Source organism: Caldicellulosiruptor bescii DSM 6725 (assembly GCF_000022325.1).
GTDB lineage: Bacteria > Bacillota > Thermoanaerobacteria > Caldicellulosiruptorales > Caldicellulosiruptoraceae > Caldicellulosiruptor > Caldicellulosiruptor bescii.
In genome coordinates this window covers 212,044-229,463 of the sequence record NC_012034.1, presented here as the reverse complement: position 1 = coordinate 229,463, position 17,420 = coordinate 212,044, and the positions used below count along the sequence as shown (strand labels likewise).

The following is a 17,420-nucleotide window of genomic DNA, read 5'->3' as shown; positions in this document are numbered from 1 at the left end:
TCCTTTCATTTCATAAATCTCCAATAGTCCATATCAAACAATTTATTTTGTTTTTTACCTCTGAAAACAAAATACAAATCATGCACTCCTGTTACTTTTTCAACCTTTGTTTCTACCTTTGTCCACTTGGATAAAAATTCTTGCTGATGTTTGACTTCCACAACTGCAATGGTTCTCCCATCTAAAGAATCAAGCTTTATCTCTATTAAGCTTTCACCATTTACATTATTCACAATCGCTTCAAACTTTTTTGCTCCAGCATTCCCAAAATCTACTTTTGAAAGAGCTATCCAATCACCATCATTAATATCAGTAAGACACATGTTGTTACTTGCATCTGCTTTCTTTGTGGACACACCTGCACACCATGCAAATGTCTCAGCTTCAACCAGTCTATACGGATCAAACAGCTTTACTTGATTGACACCTTTATAATCCGCAACAACCTCTCTGATCTTATCACCCTCAATAACAACCTCGTTTATATGCGGTGACCTGTATCCTTTAGCTGCACCCATATCTTTTGCAAGAGTTTGCGCATGATATGTAATATACCATTTACCTTTAAACATAAAAATCTGGTGATGATTATTGCCACCAACTCCAAAGAAATATCCAGGATTGTTGAGTATAACTCCTCTGTATTCCCATGGCCCCATAGGATTTTTACTAATCATGTAAGCTATTACACCAGCAGGTGGACTTCCCTGTGGTCTTGATCCACCATAAAAGTTTGTGCAGTAGGAATAACAGTAAATTCCATTTATCTTGTTAATACCAGAATCTTCAAACATAAATGGTGCATGAATGGTTTTTGCACTTCCTACAACACTTATCATATCATCACCCAGTTGCATAACACGTGCAGTATTTGGCATTTGGTCTTGTCCTTGCGGAACTCCACCGCCAAAGTAAATGTATGCCTTTCCATCATCATCTACCAAGACTGCAGGGTCAAATAGCCAAACAACGCCTTCTACTCCCGGTGTAGACCTTGAAATTAATGGTCTTCCAAGAGGATCCACCCATGGACCTATTGGACTGTCGCTTGTCAAAACACCTATACCGCTTGCGTTATTTGCAAAGTACAGGAAGAATTTATCTTTGCCATTTATTTTTTTGTAAGCAATGCTTGGAGCCCATGACTGAGTTGCCCATTTTGCAACTCCATTTGGTCCTGCAACTTCAATCTCTCCATGGTCTGTCCAATTGACAAGGTCTTCAGAAGAAATAACAGTAATTTTATTTATCTTACTATAGGTATTGTCCACAATATTTCCGTCTGCGTCATACTCTAAAATGTCGTTTGTAAGATAAACATATACCCTATCATTGTAAACAAGAACAGCGGGGTCAGCACCAAACTTGTGTGAAATTAGAGGATTTGCATTAGGTGGAATTTTACCTATTGGTACTTTAGGTGCAGTGTATTCTACCTTTGTCACTGCAGCGTCACTCCCATAACTAATTTTTTCTTTCTCTGTTTGTAAAACAAATGATTTAATTGATATTTCACCTTTATTTGACTCTGATAGTTTTATTTTTTGTTTTAGTTGAATATTTACTATTCTCTGCCATTTATTATCTTTGTCTATAAGCTCTTTTTTTATGTTAGAAATTGAAATTGTTGTCTGATTTGCTTCTCTTTTAATTACTTTTACAATTGCATTTTCAAGCAGCTTATTTTCTTTTTTTATGCCAGCAACATCAATCCATTCAGGATGGTTCAACAAAAGTTCAACTTGTTCTATTTTTTCATTCTTAGGAAGAGAATTTACGCAAATAGAAACTTGATATTTTTTATCAGTAGAGTTATCAAGTAAAATTTCAGTTTTATCAAAATATGCCTTCAAATAATTTTCTGTTTTTATGCCAGTTAGTTTATTCTCAAATTTAAAGAAATCTATATCAACATAACCGCCTGGCTTTTTTGTCGCAAAATTGAATATTGCAAATCTGTATCCCATAAAATGCTGGGGCAAGGTATACTTCATTTCAAGTTCAGAACCACATTTCGTCCAATTAATTCCATCATAGCTGTAGTAGAAATATGCTTTATCAACTTCAAAATCAAAATCAATCTTTAAATACACCATCATTTGCTGTAAATTTTCTCTTGCAACTTCTTTCCCTTTATCAACCATTATTATATAATATTTGTTTCTCTGCTTTGAAACACCGATAAACCCATACTCTTTTTGAAATGCAGCAAGTCCAGCAACATCCCCATCATTCATCTTACTTACATCCATAAGTATCCATCCTGAACATTTTGGACCTATAGTTCGCTGAGTCAACGTATTTCTTGCCTGCTGTATATCATTTACCACATCACAAGTTCTTAATCTAAGAAAGCCTTTTCTTTCAAGCAAAGACCACTTTGTGTTATCAGGGTTATGATTCCATTGCCACGTCAAGTTTAATACCGAACCATTTGGTGCTACTTGTTCTGGTTCTTTACTTGTAAAAAGCACCTCTTTTACAGAGAAAAAGTCCACATAAAATTCGGTTACTTTCTCCTGTTTATTTCCAATAGATAAAACTTTTACTAATAATGATATTGTATCAAAATTCTGGTCAATCTCAAATATACTAGATATTGTTGTCCATTCATTTTTTTGCGCCAATCCCTTTACAAGCTCTTTGGAAATCACATTATTTCCATTTGACAGTCTTGCACATAAGACAAATTCTACAGTTTCAGCACCTTTTGTGTATTTAACTCTAAAAACAGATTTATATTTTTTTCCTTTCATAATTTTACCAGTAAAGTTTTGTTGCACTCCTGTACCTTGGTCTGAAATAGAATAGACATGAAGAACATTTCTGTTTTCTTCTTTCACAACTTCCACCTTTGAACCATCTTTGCCTTTCCAGCCAACTTTCCCCCTTTTAAAATCGCCGTTTACTGCAAGCTCTTCTTGTGCTGTAATTTCCAAATTTCTCTCAACTTCAAATCTTCTGAAATTTGTTTCTATTTTTTCTTGGTAAAACTCATCGCTTTTCACAATTTCAGTTTCAAAACTGCTCCTGCCCGGCTTTACAAATCTTATCGGAACTTTACCATTTTCATCTCCAAAGACTGGCCATCCATTTTTCCACCTGACAGGCACAAGAACTGGAACACGCCCAACTGCGTCATGGTCTTGAAAAAGCATTGAAAACCATTTTCCATCCGGTGTATCGATAAGTCCTCCCTGTGCAACACCGTTATTCTTGTATCCCATGGTATCACTGAGTACAACTTTCCCTTCATATGGCCCATCAATTCTATCTGATCTGTATATACATTCTTCTCTTATTTTTCCTTTTTCCCACCGAATTGTTGTTATGTAGTACCTACCGTTTATTTTGTAAGCATGTGAACCTTCCTCAAGTCCTTCAATTTTAGATTTAATAATTACCTTGTTCAGTCCCAGTGGATTAAAAGCTTTTAAATCTGGAGTTAATTCTCTAATTCTTATTTCTTTATTACCGTATATAATGTAGACTTTCCCATCATCATCAAATAAAAGGGTTGGATCATGGAGATATTCGTGAAATTCCACCCTCTCCCATGGTCCCGTAATTTTCGCTGAGCTAAACAAGTAAGTCTTGCCAGAATCTAATGAAGCAAATATTACATAAAATTTACCTTTATGGTATCTTATACAAGGTGCCCATTGCCCTTTTCCGTAAACGTTTTGACCATTTTTTAAATTATGTGCATCATTTTCTTCTAACCTGTCATAAACATAGCCAATTATCCTCCAGTTCACAAGATCTGTTGAATGCATAATTGGAACACCTGGTGTCATATGCATTGTGGTGCTGACCATGTAATAGTCTTTTCCAACTCTAACAATGTCAGGATCAGGAATATCAGCAAGAATTATCGGATTTGTTGCAGCTGTTCCCCCTCTCAATGCTTCTCCTCCTACGGCAGAAATAAAGCTTGCGTTATGACTAAAAAACAACCATAGTATCATACTCAAAATGATTGTTTCTATAATTAAATTTTTAAACATCCTCAAAATCTTCATATGATTCACTACCTTCACTACTTTAAATACACTAGAAATATTTGTTATTACAGGGCATACTCTTATTTTATGAGTATGCCCTGTAATAAGTGTCACATTTTATAATTATTCAAGTTCTACAACCTTAATATTATCAATTACAAAGTCTACTCCTTCTTGAACGCCAATTCTCAAGCACATCTTGTCAGAGTTATCTGGAATATTTGTAATATTACCTTCTACATGGTAGACAGTCTGACCTTTATCAATTGTCTTTGTAATGCTGCCATAAGATGTTGCATTTGGTTTTGTATCATTGAGGATTGAACATACAACTGTCGTCTTGCCAGCTTTTGGTGCTTTCAAGACTTTGACATCAAAGCTTACAGTATAGTCATGCCACCCGTATATCTTAACCTTTTCTGGTGCTGTTACTACATAAATCTCGCCACCGTCTTTTCCTTGGTCCCAAGTTACCTTCAAGGATTTTCCTTTTATAGCTTCTTTACCTGAAGCAATTGAAAGTTTAACTGTCTTCTTTGATGTATCTAAAACTTTGAATGTATCTAATTTTCCATCCTCAAAGTTAATTGTAAATGGCTTGAATGGTTTGTAAACTGCATTAATAGCACCAGCTGAAGCTTCTTTGACGTTCTTTTCAACTTGAGGTCTCAAACTTGACAATGCAGCTGCAACAGAGTCAGAACTGTCAACTCTTCCGAATATATCCCAGTGTGGCATACCAAGCATTGACTCTCCTAAGCCTGGATAGAAAGATTTTTCTGCAAGCTTATTAACAAAATCTACTAAGTATTTTGGTCTATTTTTTGCATTGACATCATCATGATTCTTTTGGACGCTTTCTAATAACAGGTTAATAAACTTTCCAGCACCAACTGGATTCTTTGAACCCTTCATAATGCCATACCCGTCTGCATCGAATGGATAAAGCCCTGACTTGTTGTCTGGTCCAAGTGGCAATGGAGCAGCTTCAAGCTCATCTTCAACCTCTCTCTTGTCCTGATCAAATTTATATTGTGGTGCAACAAGCATTACAGTTTGTCTCTTCTTCAAACCAGAAACTGTTATATCCCAGTCTCTAGCAAGCCAGCCTTCTTTTGCACCCTTTTTGTAGAAGTTCAATGCTCTCTGAAGCGCTGGATTATCAAAGTTTACCTTGCCTTTACCAGATGAATCAACCTTAACAAACTGTGTGCCGTTTGCGTATACAATAGCTGTTGCTGCCCAGAAGTTTACACCATACCTATCAATCTTTCCATCTTTATTTGTATCAGCTGTCAGCTTCTTAGCAAGTGCGGCAAATGTATCCCAGTTCCATCTTCCCTTCTTGTAAAGAGCAAGCGGCATTTCTTCTTCATCAATACCTTCTTCTAACATTAAGTCTTTGTTATATATAACCAGCCATGGAACATTCGAACCTTTCTGGCTTGCTAAATAGTAGTGACCATTGTACTTGAATGCATAGTCCATTGCTCTTTTGTTTATATATGGAGCTTTCAAATCAACATACTTATCAAGTGGTTGTACAAGCCCTCTGTTGTAAAATGCCGGAAATGTCCCGGTTCCTCCAAAAATAACATCGATTGGATCACCTGCAGCCATCCTTGCAATTATCTTTGTTTGCCAGTTGTTCCAGTCAGAATATACTATGTTTACTTTTCCACCATATTTTTTCTGATAGTCTTCAATTGCCTTTGCAACTGCTTTGTTGAAAATGTCAGTACTTTTTAAACTCTCTTTAGAAAAACCAGGTCTTAAGAATGAAATGTCACCAAGTTTTGATGACGCTTGCACTCTTTGTGGAGACTTGCCCACAATCAAAGCAACTGAAGCAAGCATACAAATAGCTACTAAAACCGAAATAATTCTTTTAACAATCTTTGGTCTTACCATAATCTCAAACCTCCTCATTCATGTTTTTTATTTTTAATCCCCTACTGTTTTTATGGGGATTAAAGCCCAATTTTTTAACCAACTATACCTGTACGTTCAATACTTTCAGTAAAATATCTCTGTCCAATGATATACACAATAATCAGTGGTAAAATTACCATCAAACACCCTGCTTCAAGTACATTAGAACCAATCAGGTAAATATCATCTGATGAAAAACCATATGCATCCTGAATCATGCTCATCCTGTTGTTGAGTGCGGTTAACATTACTGATACAGGCAAATTCTCATTACAGAACATAGCCGAAACATAATAGTCGTTCCAGTGCCATACTATTGTAAAGAGCAAAATTGTTATTATTGCTCCTGTCGCGTTAGGAACCATTATTCTCAAAAATGTTGAAAATGGTCCGCATCCGTCAATCTTTGCTGCTTCCTCCAATTCAACTGGCATATTTCTAAAGAATTGCCTGAAAACAAAGATGTACAAACTTGACCTTATTCCCATCCCGAAAAAATTCAGTATATAAAATGGCCAAGGTGTATCAAGCAAATTTATTGTCATTGGTTTTCCAGTAAAAATTCCTATAAGTTTGCCAATGTAAAGAAAATCAAAATATCTAAATTTCATATAAAGTGGGACTATTATTGTTTGCATTGGAACAATAATTGTAAAAAGCAATATCCCGAATAATAACTCTCTTTCTGCAAATCTAAACCTAGCAAAACCATACCCGACCATCATGCATATGAATGTCTGAATAATAACCGATGGAATTAGGATAATTAACGTATTTTTTATTGCCAATGGGTATGATAAAAGCATATTGGCATATTCAAAGTTTTTAAAAGTTATATGCTTCGGTATCCATATAACGCTCGGGTCAAACAAATCCTCTTTTGCCCTTAGTGCATTACTTATTAGAAATAGTATTGGATACAATAGTATGTAGCTCATGCATATTATGAATGTGTACAGAAATAGCTTCTTTAAAACTATAAATAGATTTTTTTTGAATACTAGCTTTGAAACATCTGTAATTCTAAACTTTTCAAAGGTATAGTTGAGCTTAATTGCTCTTGCAACTTTCATTTAATCTCGCCTCTCTTCATAAATCAAATTTAAGTTAAGTAAACAACCCTTTTACCAATTATTCTGTTTACAATTAAAATTATTATCATAACCACTAAGAAATAGGTTATTGCTAAAGTTGTACTATATTCAAACTTCCCGTTATTCGCCTGATTTACAACCATTCTCATTACTTGGTTGCCATAGTCAGTAAAATAATCAATTATTGAATATATGACTGCAACAAGTATTGTGGGCGAAATCATTGGAAAAGTTATCTTCCAAAACTTCTCCCATTCTGTCGCACCTTCAATTATTGCAACTTCATAAAAACTTTTTGGAATGTTGTGTAGCGCTGCAAGTATCAAAAGTATCTGAACCCCAGACCTCCATGTCAGGTCAAATATCTTATTTACTATGTCGACAATATACATACTGAACCATCTTGGTACACCTGCGTTTATCATAACCGCTCTCAAATTCTCAGCCTTAAAAATTGTTGTAGATGAAGCCACCATGCTTGATGTGTTGCTTCCAAGGACGTTTTCTTTCAATACCGTTATAACAACTCCTGATGCTATAATTACCGGAAAGAAAAATATGGTTCTGGCAAAGGTTCTTCCCTTGAAATCATCTTTTAACAAATATGCAACAAAAACACTGAAAATTATTACTATAGGAACTTCATACAGCATATTTGTTATAGACGATGTCAAATTTTTTAAATAGTCGGGGTCCTTTGTAAACGCATATATATAATTTTCCCATCCAATAAATTCAAACTCCAAACCATTGTCGCCTAATCTTATTTTGTGAAACGTGTAATATATGGAATTTATAAAAGGAATTATAAAGAATATAACAAGTCCAATTAGCCATGGCAGGATAAATAATCTGCCGTATAACGCTTCTTTTTGCCTAAGAGTAAGCTTTCTTTTTGGAAATATTTTTAATAAATTAGTTCTTTGCATTAAATATTCACCTCTTAATAACTTTAAAATCTCTTGCTTTTACAACAGTATTTCCAACCTTTTGGTCAGATGAAGTATAATTTAACAATATCTCCACTCCACCATCAAACTTAACATACACAAGTCCCTCCTTTAATACCTTGTGCTCTAAGAATTTTTTATTATTTATTTGTTGCAGTACAGGATAAATTTTTCTGTACATACTCTTTACGTCATTTAACCACATCCTATAATTTGATGAGTAGAGAAAATCACACATTGTTTCCTTCAATTCATCCTCATTTCTCGCGGTCCATGTAAACTTTAAGAATGATCCTGTTTCCAATGTTTTCAATAACACCATCCAATCATTAGTATAATCGTTTATTGCTGGTGTAGAATAAGGAATATATCCTCTTAGCACCATCTGATAAAATGGTATTTCATAGTCCTCAATTGCAAATTTGCTGCTTGAAATAGGTACATCAATTATTTCTTTTCCCTTAGGTATTAAATAGCCGTTTGGACTTGTTAATAAAACATTATACTGCTTTGTCACCTTCTCTACCAAATTAGTAAAAATCTCTTCTGTTTTTAACCTGTTTATTTGTTTTGAACCAAAGTCTGAATATAACATTTTAGAAATTGTTGAGATAGATATATTTTTTATCTCTGCATGTTTGGATCCAATAAATTTGTCAACAAACTTGGTCACGTATGAAGGAGATACCATAAATAGTAGAGGATAATCATCATCTGCATAGCATGTAGCTGGTGAATATCTAATAAGTTTTGCTGGCATTTTTCTCAAAGACTTTGTGGCAACAACATTCAGAGGATAAAACAATGAACCTTTTCTAAATGTTACAAAATCTACATCAAAATATGCTTTTATATTATTTCTATTGAAGTAATCTATCATTTTTCTAAACCCTTTCCACCCACCCAGAACTTTCTCGGGTTTTGGTGAAATGGGAAGATTATAATACACTCCATTTTCATACCATCCTGTATACTTCACAACTATGTCTTTAATACCTATATTTTTCAATCTCTTTGAAATTTCAATAGCATCATCAAATGTAGTTAATGGTATTGTTACATTTCTTGGTAGCCCAACAATATATTTTGTTTTCTTCATTCCACCGTATAATTCAATATATAAAGGTAATTTCTGCTGGTCTTCTTTTTTAAGACCTTTCTCCTTTATTAGATATTCTCTATACTTTTCAGCCATCGCAATATAGTCTGATTTATTCTTGTCAAGGAAATAATATCTAATAGAGTACTTTGTTTGATTTGGAATGTTCTCTTCAAATATATTAAACGTTTTTTCATTCCACTGCTTTTCTCTAAATGTGACACTGTCTTGTTCTCTTATGATAAATTCGCTGAAAACTTGATTAAAATTTGTTCTAACGCCACTAGTATAGGCATTTATTATTGCTTTTGAATCTCCATTCGTTACAACCGCCAAAAACCCCGAATCATTCTTATTCATTCCAAAGACAGGTAACCTTGCATACTGCGTAACATACGTGTTGGGCTCTCTAATTAAGGCATAATCAGGACCATATACTCGCTGTGAATACTCTTCTTCTCCTTTTTTATTGTTGAAATTTATCACAGCTCCACAACCGTCTGGTACAACAATATAACCCTTATCGCTTTTACTTGCCGCTCCAAAAAACGGCAAGAGCATAATGGAAACAAGCCGGTATTTTTCTTTTTTAAGTTCTTTAATTTGATTGACTAACACTTCAATATTCAGATAGTCGTTCGAAATTGTTACTGCAACAGGTATTACAAAACCCTCTTTTTTGAATGAATACGTGGCTATATATCCATTTTTTATTGGCTTTATTTTCAAACCTCTTTTCATTGCAGAGCTTACATAGCTGTTTGACGTTTGAATTGCATATGACTCCATAAAAGCATATTTTACTACAAGTTGAGATGCAAGCTGTGTTTTCATACTTCCTGCTGCAACAGTGTCTTCTTTCCAATTTTCTGGATTGCTCAACCATACAATATTTGTTTTCTTGTCTAAAACTTTGAAATAACCATATTTTTTATTCACATACAATTCTAACCTATCATTGGCAGCAATCTTCTGAAAACTTATTTCAGAGTCTGCATAAATCTTTTGAAAACTTAATATTTGTGTAATGATTATTGCAAATATTATTCCAATTGTTCTGATTAGTTTATACTTTTTTAAATCAAACAATTTATATGCCTCCTTTTAAAAGGTTAGCTATATCCTGAGGAGTATCTCGCTGTACACATTATTGATAAAGTCTATTAACTGTCCAAACAGTGTAAGCATTAATACAATAATGAAAAGAATTATTCCTACTCCCAAAACACTCAAAGCTATTGTGCCTATAGTTTTACTTGGAGTATACTGATGAACAGATTTTATTGCATTAAATATGCATATTACAAGCCATAAGGTGCCAATAAGTCTTACAAAGTTTATAAACATTGCTTCTTCTGCAATCATGAATTGACTCATAACAACTGCTAAAAGAGTACAAATAATATATGGTGTCAGAGAATATGCCGAAAATACCCATATTTCTCCAAACTTGCCTTCACCCTCAGTAAGAGTGGATACCATCCAGTTAGAAAGTACCCAGAAGAAAAATATACCAACTGTACTTGAGAATATTGACAATATGTTAATTTTATCTTGTCTATACGGATTAAAGATAAATCCTGTGTATTGTCTATTTATGACCATAGTTACAAAGAATATAAACACAATAAATGTTGCAATTATAACAGAACCTTTCCTCTCTTCTTTTAATTCTTCAAAGCCTCTAAATGGATGCAGCATTACATGTAAAGGATATTTATACTTGTCGATCTTTTTAGTATAAATGTCTTGAGCTGTAGGTGGCTTTCTAAAGCGTTTTATTAATACATACAAAAGTACTATTATAGCAATTACAGTTGTTGCTATAACCCCAAAATTTCTTTTTAAAAATTCATTTCTTAAAACTTCTTTTGCCTCTGAATAACCATCTTTATCATTTGCAAGCCTGAAATAATACATCGCATCTGAATATTTATCCATCCTCAAAAGTGCTTTGCCAAGACCTACATGTGCAAGTGAAAAATTGAAATCCATTTTGTGAACTTGTTCCCATAAATGCCTTGCATCATCGTACTTACCTTCATTATATAGCAGCGTTGCTTTATGTACTAAGCTTCCTAATTTTGTTTCTTTAAAAACTGTGATTGTTCCTTTTAGCTTATCAAGAACAACTAAATCATTTGCTATACTATCTATAGCCACTGGATCTTTAAATGTGCCTACCTGATCACCTTTCCCTCCACATATGAATAGCAAATTCGCATTTTGATCATACTGAAAAATTCGTCCTCGTTCATAATCAAGTGCATTGATAAATCCATCATCAGTCACGTCAATATCTATAAAATATGAATCTTCCAACTCCTTCCCCTGATATTTTGAAATATCACCATAGTCTCTTGTTCTGCCTTGCTTTTTATACCAAAGTATGTTTTCGCCTAAATAGTTTAATTTTCTTATTTCACCTTCGCTTACATCAGTGTAATTTGAACAGGTATATATAAATCCATCTTTAGCTATGTCGATGCTGGTACATTCCGTTGGTAAATATCTTACCATAGAACTTTTCTGTTCTTTTGTTAAAATACTCTTCCAAAACCTATCAACCAATAACTGCCATGTAACAACTACTTTGTTGCTCCCGTAAAACCCCAAAAAATTCCCATTTTGGTCAAACATATAAGCACCTTCAAAACTTCCCAAAGAAAGAACATAGATAATCCCTGCATTATCAACAACAACTTTAAATGGAATAAAATCTTTTTTAGCAGCTTTCAGGTCTGATACAGGCTTTTCTATGGTTCTTATTAATTTGCCATCTTGGTTGAATATCCAGACCAGTTTAGAACCCTTATCACATATGTAAATTAAACCACTTTTATCGACAAATATTCCATCTGGTTCAATAAGTTGAATAGTTCCATTAGAATCGAAAAATTTATCTATAATTTTCTTAAGTTTGAAGTCTTTATCGCAGACTATTACTCGCTTGTTGCCACTGTCCATAATATAGATAGTATTATTGTTATCAACATATAGATCTGTTGGATTTTTAAAACTGCCTGAACCGATATATTCTCCTCTTATGGTTTTTGCTGGATAATAACCAGCAGCGCTTGGTATTTCATGCTGATATACATCATAATTGTATTGATAATATGGAACTTCACGCATATCTTCAATTATATATGCGTACACTTTTGTAGTACTTATTATTTGGAATATTAGGCTTATGGCAAAAATGAGTACTATACTTCTCTTTATACTTTTTAATTCAACTTTCACTGTCCTCACCTTTACTTTCATAGTTTAAGAAATTACAACATAACTATTTACTATTTAATACCTGCATTTACCATTGTTTCCATGACGCTGCTTTGCGATATGATAAAAAGTACAATAGGTGGAATCATTAGCACAAGCGCAACAGCAGCACCAACTCCAGCACGAGCAATACCCGCTGCTGCTATTTGTGACATAAGAGTAGGCAGTGGCTTTAAACTTTCACTGAATATGAACGAACCACCTGTCTGGTTCCAGAGCTGCTGAAATGATAAAATCATAAGCGTCAGCCACGCAGGCTTAACATTTGGCATAACTATACGCCACCATGTCAAAAATTCATTTGCACCATCAATTTTAGCAGCTTCTAAAAGTGCATCTGGAATCTGGGTCATGAACTGTCTCATTAGAAATAGCCCCAGAGTCATTTGCCAAGCCGGAAAAATCAGTGCTCCATAAGTATCAATAAGCTTTAAGTTAGACATAATTATATAAAGAGGAATATATGTAACCTGCGGTGTAAAAAGCAGTGCAAGAACTATTATCTCATTTATAATCCTCTTTGCCGCAAATTGATGCTTGGCAAGCGGATAAGCAGCAAGCGATGCAATGAAAATATGACCAACTGTGCCAACAATGCATATAAATAAGCTGTTGAAAACATATCTTGAAAAAGGCACCCACATGTTTGTTGCAAGTTGAAACAGTAAGACAAAGTTATCAAGTGTAGGACGCCGTACATATAGCCGTGGGGGGAAAATAAAGATTTCATCAAATGGCTTAAATGCGTTGACTATCGTATAAACAAGCGGTAATGCCATAAATATACCCAGTACCGCTAAGATAATGAATATTACTATATTCCCTCCAAGGCTTCTGTTTTGTTTTCTCCACACCAACATTGCTTTTCTGTTCAACTAAACTCACCTACTCTTTGTAAATTTAGAATACATATACTAATCAAATGAATATCTTCTCAAAACTGACGTAATAACCTTGTTAGTCAAAAGCATAGCAATAAAAAGCACAACTGCAATTGCTGAAGCATAGCCCATTTCAAATCTGACTGTCCCATAGTCAATAAGATAAGTCACAACAGTGTCTGCACTGTACTCCCTTGTTGGCAGTCCCCCAAGTGCCATAACAACTGTGCTAACACCAAATGATGCACCTATTTGCATTACAGCCCCAAACAAAAGCTGTGGTGCCATCTGCGGGATTGTGATGTACCAAAGTTCTTGAAATCTGTTTTTTATGCCGTCAATTGCTCCTGCTTCAAATAGTTCTCTATCAAGATTCTGAAAACCTGCAACAAATGCCAAAAATCCAGCACCCATACTAAGCCAAAGCTGAACTATTATAATTACCCATAAAATGTAATTTGGGTCCTGAAGCCAGTTAATAGGCTCATCTATAATCCCAAGTTTCATCGCCCATCCATTTATAAGTCCATAAACATCGCCACTGAATATAAACGACCATATGAAAAACACATTTCCAGCAAGTGAAGGTGAATAAAATACAAGTGTTAAAAATGCTCTCAACTTCGGATTGAACTCACTTATAAACCATGCAAGGAAAAAAGACATAAAATAGCTAAGCGGTCCTGTCAAAAATGCAAATATTAGAGTATTCCTGAGCACCTTTAAAAATATTTTATCATTTAGAAACAATCTTATATAATTTGACCATCCAACCCATTTAGGTGGCTGAAGCATATTGTAATTTGTAAAACTTAAAAATATAGAGCTTATAACTGGAATTAATGTGAATATCGTAAATAATAACATATATGGAGCTATCATTAAATAACTTGCTTTATTCTTTTTTATGTCTTCAATTAGGCTCATCTATAAAATCTCCCTTCATGGAATTATGAAAATCTTTTTAAATATTTTTCAATTATTTATTCAAACTAAGCTCTATCCTCTTTCTTTCAAGCTCATCGTTGATTTCTTTTGTATATTTCCACATACTTTCTCTTGGATTTATCCCCTGATAAACAACAGCTGAAAATGCACTGTCTATACTTCTTGTAATGTAATAACTTCCTGGAACTTCCTCTATTTCTTTTACATATTTCCACTGTGTCTCTAAATTTTCTATCTCCTCTTTGTTCCATGGAAGTCTTTGAAAAGCTCTCAAATTTGCTGTATTGTATCTTGCAGCAGTACCCATCAGCATCTCAAGCTCTTTCCCAAACTGTGTTTGAATTTCATCAGATGTCCACCATTTCAAAAACTCCCAGCATGCTTCTTTATTTCTGCTTTTCTTTAATATTATACATGCTGTACCTGACCCACCTGTAGAACGGTCTATTTCACCGTTTGGCTTTTTTACCCCAGGTATTGGTGCCATTCCCCATTCATTTCGAATTTCAGGTGCAGCTGTCGATAACAGGTTATACGTGGTATATGGTGCTATTCCAAGTGGCATCTCACCTGTTCTGAATCTGTTGTAAAAGTCATATATCAAAGGAAGATTGTACTTTGTGTAAAAATCTGTCCAAGTCTTAAATGCAGCTACAGCTTCTGGTCTATCCAATAGTGTTCGTGTTTTTGTTTTGTCATAAAAGCTTCCACCAAACTGAAGCAATAATGTAGGAAAGAGATTTCTTGCACCAAGCCCCGCATCAATTGCTTCAAGAGCGTCAATCCTTTGATATGGAAGACCAACCTGAAGATTATATCTCTGAAGCTTTGCTATGACTTTGTACATATCATCCCATGTTCGTGGCAATTCAATATTTAGCTCTTTTAAGATATCTTTTCTGTAAAACATCATATAAAAATCCTGAGTAACTGGAAGCCCATATACACCGCCATTATACGTATATGGAACTAAAGCAGTTTTAGCAAACCTTTTTTTAACTTCATTAAAATCTTTAAATTTGCTCAAATCAACAAGTGCACCACGTGCGGCTAAATTAACTGGTTGTGCCCTTGAAACTGTTAAAACTATATCTGGACCTTTTCCTGCAAGTATTGCTTCAATTAATCCTGCTTGAACCAGGCTAACATTTACTTTAATTCCTGTCTGTGGTGTAAATGAATCATTGATTAGATCTCTTATAATCTGCGCCTGATCGCGACCACCGCCAACCCAAACTTTAATAACCTTTTGCCCCTGATACACTTCACCTACGTTATTGTAATCTTCAACAAAGGAATACAAAAATGCTTTTATTGAATTAACAATCTTATTACCAATAGAAGCTGTCGGCGAGGGCAGCTTTTCCTCAGGAGATGTAATCAAAATATAATCTATCTCTAATGGCTGATCTCTTCTATATGCAAGCCACGAAGATAATCCACTCAAATTGTCTCTAAAACTTGTTAATCTTCCAGGTATTGTGTCAGTATCTTCAGCCATACTCCTGAGTTGAAGAGCAACTCTTCTTAAAAACTCAGCTTCTCCGCCTTTTTGCCCTGCAAGTTTTTCAAACATAGCAGCTTCTTCTTCCAGCTCATTGCTTAATCTTTTTAATGTACTGACAAGCTCTGGTATTTGCTCTTCAAGGAAATAGTCACGATACAAGTCAGGTGATGTGCCTGTAATCATTATTATTTTTCTATACAAATTGTTTAAATCTATTGTGGTACTTTCAACTCTACTCAAAATCTCTGAAAAAGCACCCAGGGTTGATTCCAACCTTAATTCATGAACACCTTTTTTCAAATATATTAGATATGGTTGATTTTTCTTGCCTATTGTTTTCATATACCAGCTAATACTATATGGAAATTCAATATCCTCAGCTTCTTTGAAAGGAATTTTTCCGTCAATATATAACTTTCTGTGAACAGATAACCCTCGGACAAAATTCTGTCTTGCTTTTATTGCAATTTTATAATATCCATCCTGCGGAACTTCAAAAATCCAGCTTATCCACATCCCCGGATAACGCCAATTCCACTGACCTATTGTGTTAAGTCTTATTTTAGAAACATGATAAGGCTCTGTTGCGGGGTCGGTTCTATCATAAGTAGGATATAGTATTGGATCAGATTTTAGATATGTATTCTCACCTTGAATTTTTATAAACACATTTTTTGAATTTTTTTCACGACTTTTTGATATGTACTCCTCATAAGTTGGTAATTCCTCACTGTTATATATAATCAACTGCTTCAATGCGATAGGCTCTCTAATACTTATAAGTCTAATTTTATGTTCGCCTTTTGTAAAATAGAACGGTAAAGCTTTGTTATAGAAACCCTCAGTATCTATAAAATCAATTTTTTGCCATTGCTGGTGTTCATCACATTTTGGTCTCAAATCATTGCCTTTTTTATCTTTCCTAATTCCTGTTGTATCCTTCCATACTCTTGGAAATGTAACTTTTTGGGCTTCTTTATAAGGAATTTTTCCATCAATAAATACGCTAAATTCTATCCCCAGCCCTTTACCTGGCAAAGGATAATAGAGAAGAGCCATATTATAAAATCCATCTTCCGGAATATTTACACTCCACTCTAACCATCCACCTTCTTTTTCCCATAAAAGCACATCTTTTTGCCCATAGAATTGTGATATTTTTCTGACACTTGCATTACTTGAACTTGTGTAATTAATTGCCTCAATTATAATTTCTTTCTTTGGTCTTTCAACATTTCCCACTTTTTTTAGGTAATCTTGAAGGGTAGGTACTTCACTTGAAGCAAATGCTGAGATTTTACAGAGCAATATGAGTAATATGACTAGTAAATATACAATGACAAATTTTGTCCTTTTCAGAATTGTTAAAAACCCAGACAAATCTATCATCTCCTTCGATACATTTATACGTAATTTTGCCCAAACTATATTTGTTAAGAAATTAGGCAGTTTAACCTATAAACTCTTTATATAAATGGTTTTGTAACCTTTTTTAAAATTGAATATATTAAAAATCAACTTTCTTTTGTTTATATAATATATCGTAAGCGTTTACTAGTCAATATTTTTTGTGTGTATTTTATTAAAAAACTTGTATGTGAACAAGTTGATCCTACGATCTAATATTATAATTACTTATTTCAAAATTTGATACTATTTCTAATCTGTCGAATCGTGTCGAAAATTTATTAATGCTCATTTAAAACGTTATTCCCAGTCT

Annotated in this window: 9 protein-coding genes; all 9 read right to left on the bottom strand. The window is 34.1% G+C overall.

Annotation, left to right across the window (positions count from 1 at the left end):
* Positions 1-5: 5 nt before the first annotated feature.
* The 9 genes from ATHE_RS00895 to ATHE_RS00855 all read right to left on the bottom strand — a co-directional run bounded on the left by ATHE_RS00895 (position 6) and on the right by ATHE_RS00855 (position 17,089).
* Positions 6-4,022, bottom strand: a complete 4,017-nt coding sequence (locus tag ATHE_RS00895; RefSeq protein ID WP_015906806.1) for a family 43 glycosylhydrolase — start codon at positions 4,020-4,022, stop codon at positions 6-8.
* A gap of 105 nt (positions 4,023-4,127) precedes the next feature.
* Positions 4,128-5,915 (bottom strand): ABC transporter substrate-binding protein, encoded by a 1,788-nt coding sequence (locus ATHE_RS00890; RefSeq protein ID WP_013431280.1) that lies wholly within the window; start codon positions 5,913-5,915, stop codon positions 4,128-4,130.
* A gap of 74 nt (positions 5,916-5,989) precedes the next feature.
* The gene (locus tag ATHE_RS00885) at positions 5,990-7,009 is read right to left on the bottom strand and encodes a carbohydrate ABC transporter permease (RefSeq protein ID WP_015906805.1); all 1,020 of its coding nucleotides are present in this window, start codon (positions 7,007-7,009) and stop codon (positions 5,990-5,992) included.
* Between the two features lie 29 nt (positions 7,010-7,038).
* Complete coding sequence (locus ATHE_RS00880; protein ID WP_015906804.1) at positions 7,039-7,959, bottom strand: carbohydrate ABC transporter permease; 921 nt, start codon at positions 7,957-7,959, stop codon at positions 7,039-7,041.
* A 7-nt stretch (positions 7,960-7,966) separates the two neighbouring features.
* Positions 7,967-10,168, bottom strand: coding sequence for a DUF5696 domain-containing protein (locus ATHE_RS00875; protein WP_015906803.1), 2,202 nt, complete (start codon positions 10,166-10,168; stop codon positions 7,967-7,969).
* 27 nt (positions 10,169-10,195) lie between these two features.
* Positions 10,196-12,346, bottom strand: coding sequence for a YIP1 family protein (locus ATHE_RS00870; protein WP_015906802.1), 2,151 nt, complete (start codon positions 12,344-12,346; stop codon positions 10,196-10,198).
* Positions 12,347-12,375: 29 nt separating this feature from the next.
* Entirely contained in the window at positions 12,376-13,224 is an 849-nt protein-coding gene (locus tag ATHE_RS00865) for a carbohydrate ABC transporter permease (RefSeq protein ID WP_041727298.1), read from the bottom strand.
* Between the two features lie 54 nt (positions 13,225-13,278).
* Positions 13,279-14,172, bottom strand: coding sequence for a carbohydrate ABC transporter permease (locus tag ATHE_RS00860; RefSeq protein WP_013431286.1), 894 nt, complete (start codon positions 14,170-14,172; stop codon positions 13,279-13,281).
* Positions 14,173-14,224: 52 nt separating this feature from the next.
* Positions 14,225-17,089, bottom strand: coding sequence for an extracellular solute-binding protein (locus tag ATHE_RS00855; protein WP_041726955.1), 2,865 nt, complete (start codon positions 17,087-17,089; stop codon positions 14,225-14,227).
* Between the last annotated feature and the right edge of the window lie 331 nt (positions 17,090-17,420).

What these genes read in the sequence shown, in the direction of transcription:
- ATHE_RS00890 (WP_013431280.1), bottom strand. Translation starts at nt 5,915, where the DNA reads ATGGTAAGACCAAAGATTGTTAAAAGAATTATTTCGGTTTTAGTAGCT.
- ATHE_RS00865 (WP_041727298.1), bottom strand. Translation starts at nt 13,224, where the DNA reads ATGTTGGTGTGGAGAAAACAAAACAGAAGCCTTGGAGGGAATATAGTA.
- ATHE_RS00860 (WP_013431286.1), bottom strand. Translation starts at nt 14,172, where the DNA reads ATGAGCCTAATTGAAGACATAAAAAAGAATAAAGCAAGTTATTTAATG.
- ATHE_RS00880 (WP_015906804.1), bottom strand. Translation starts at nt 7,959, where the DNA reads ATGCAAAGAACTAATTTATTAAAAATATTTCCAAAAAGAAAGCTTACT.
- ATHE_RS00870 (WP_015906802.1), bottom strand. Translation starts at nt 12,346, where the DNA reads ATGAAAGTAAAGGTGAGGACAGTGAAAGTTGAATTAAAAAGTATAAAG.
- ATHE_RS00895 (WP_015906806.1), bottom strand. Translation starts at nt 4,022, where the DNA reads ATGAAGATTTTGAGGATGTTTAAAAATTTAATTATAGAAACAATCATT.
- ATHE_RS00855 (WP_041726955.1), bottom strand. Translation starts at nt 17,089, where the DNA reads ATGATAGATTTGTCTGGGTTTTTAACAATTCTGAAAAGGACAAAATTT.
- ATHE_RS00885 (WP_015906805.1), bottom strand. Translation starts at nt 7,009, where the DNA reads ATGAAAGTTGCAAGAGCAATTAAGCTCAACTATACCTTTGAAAAGTTT.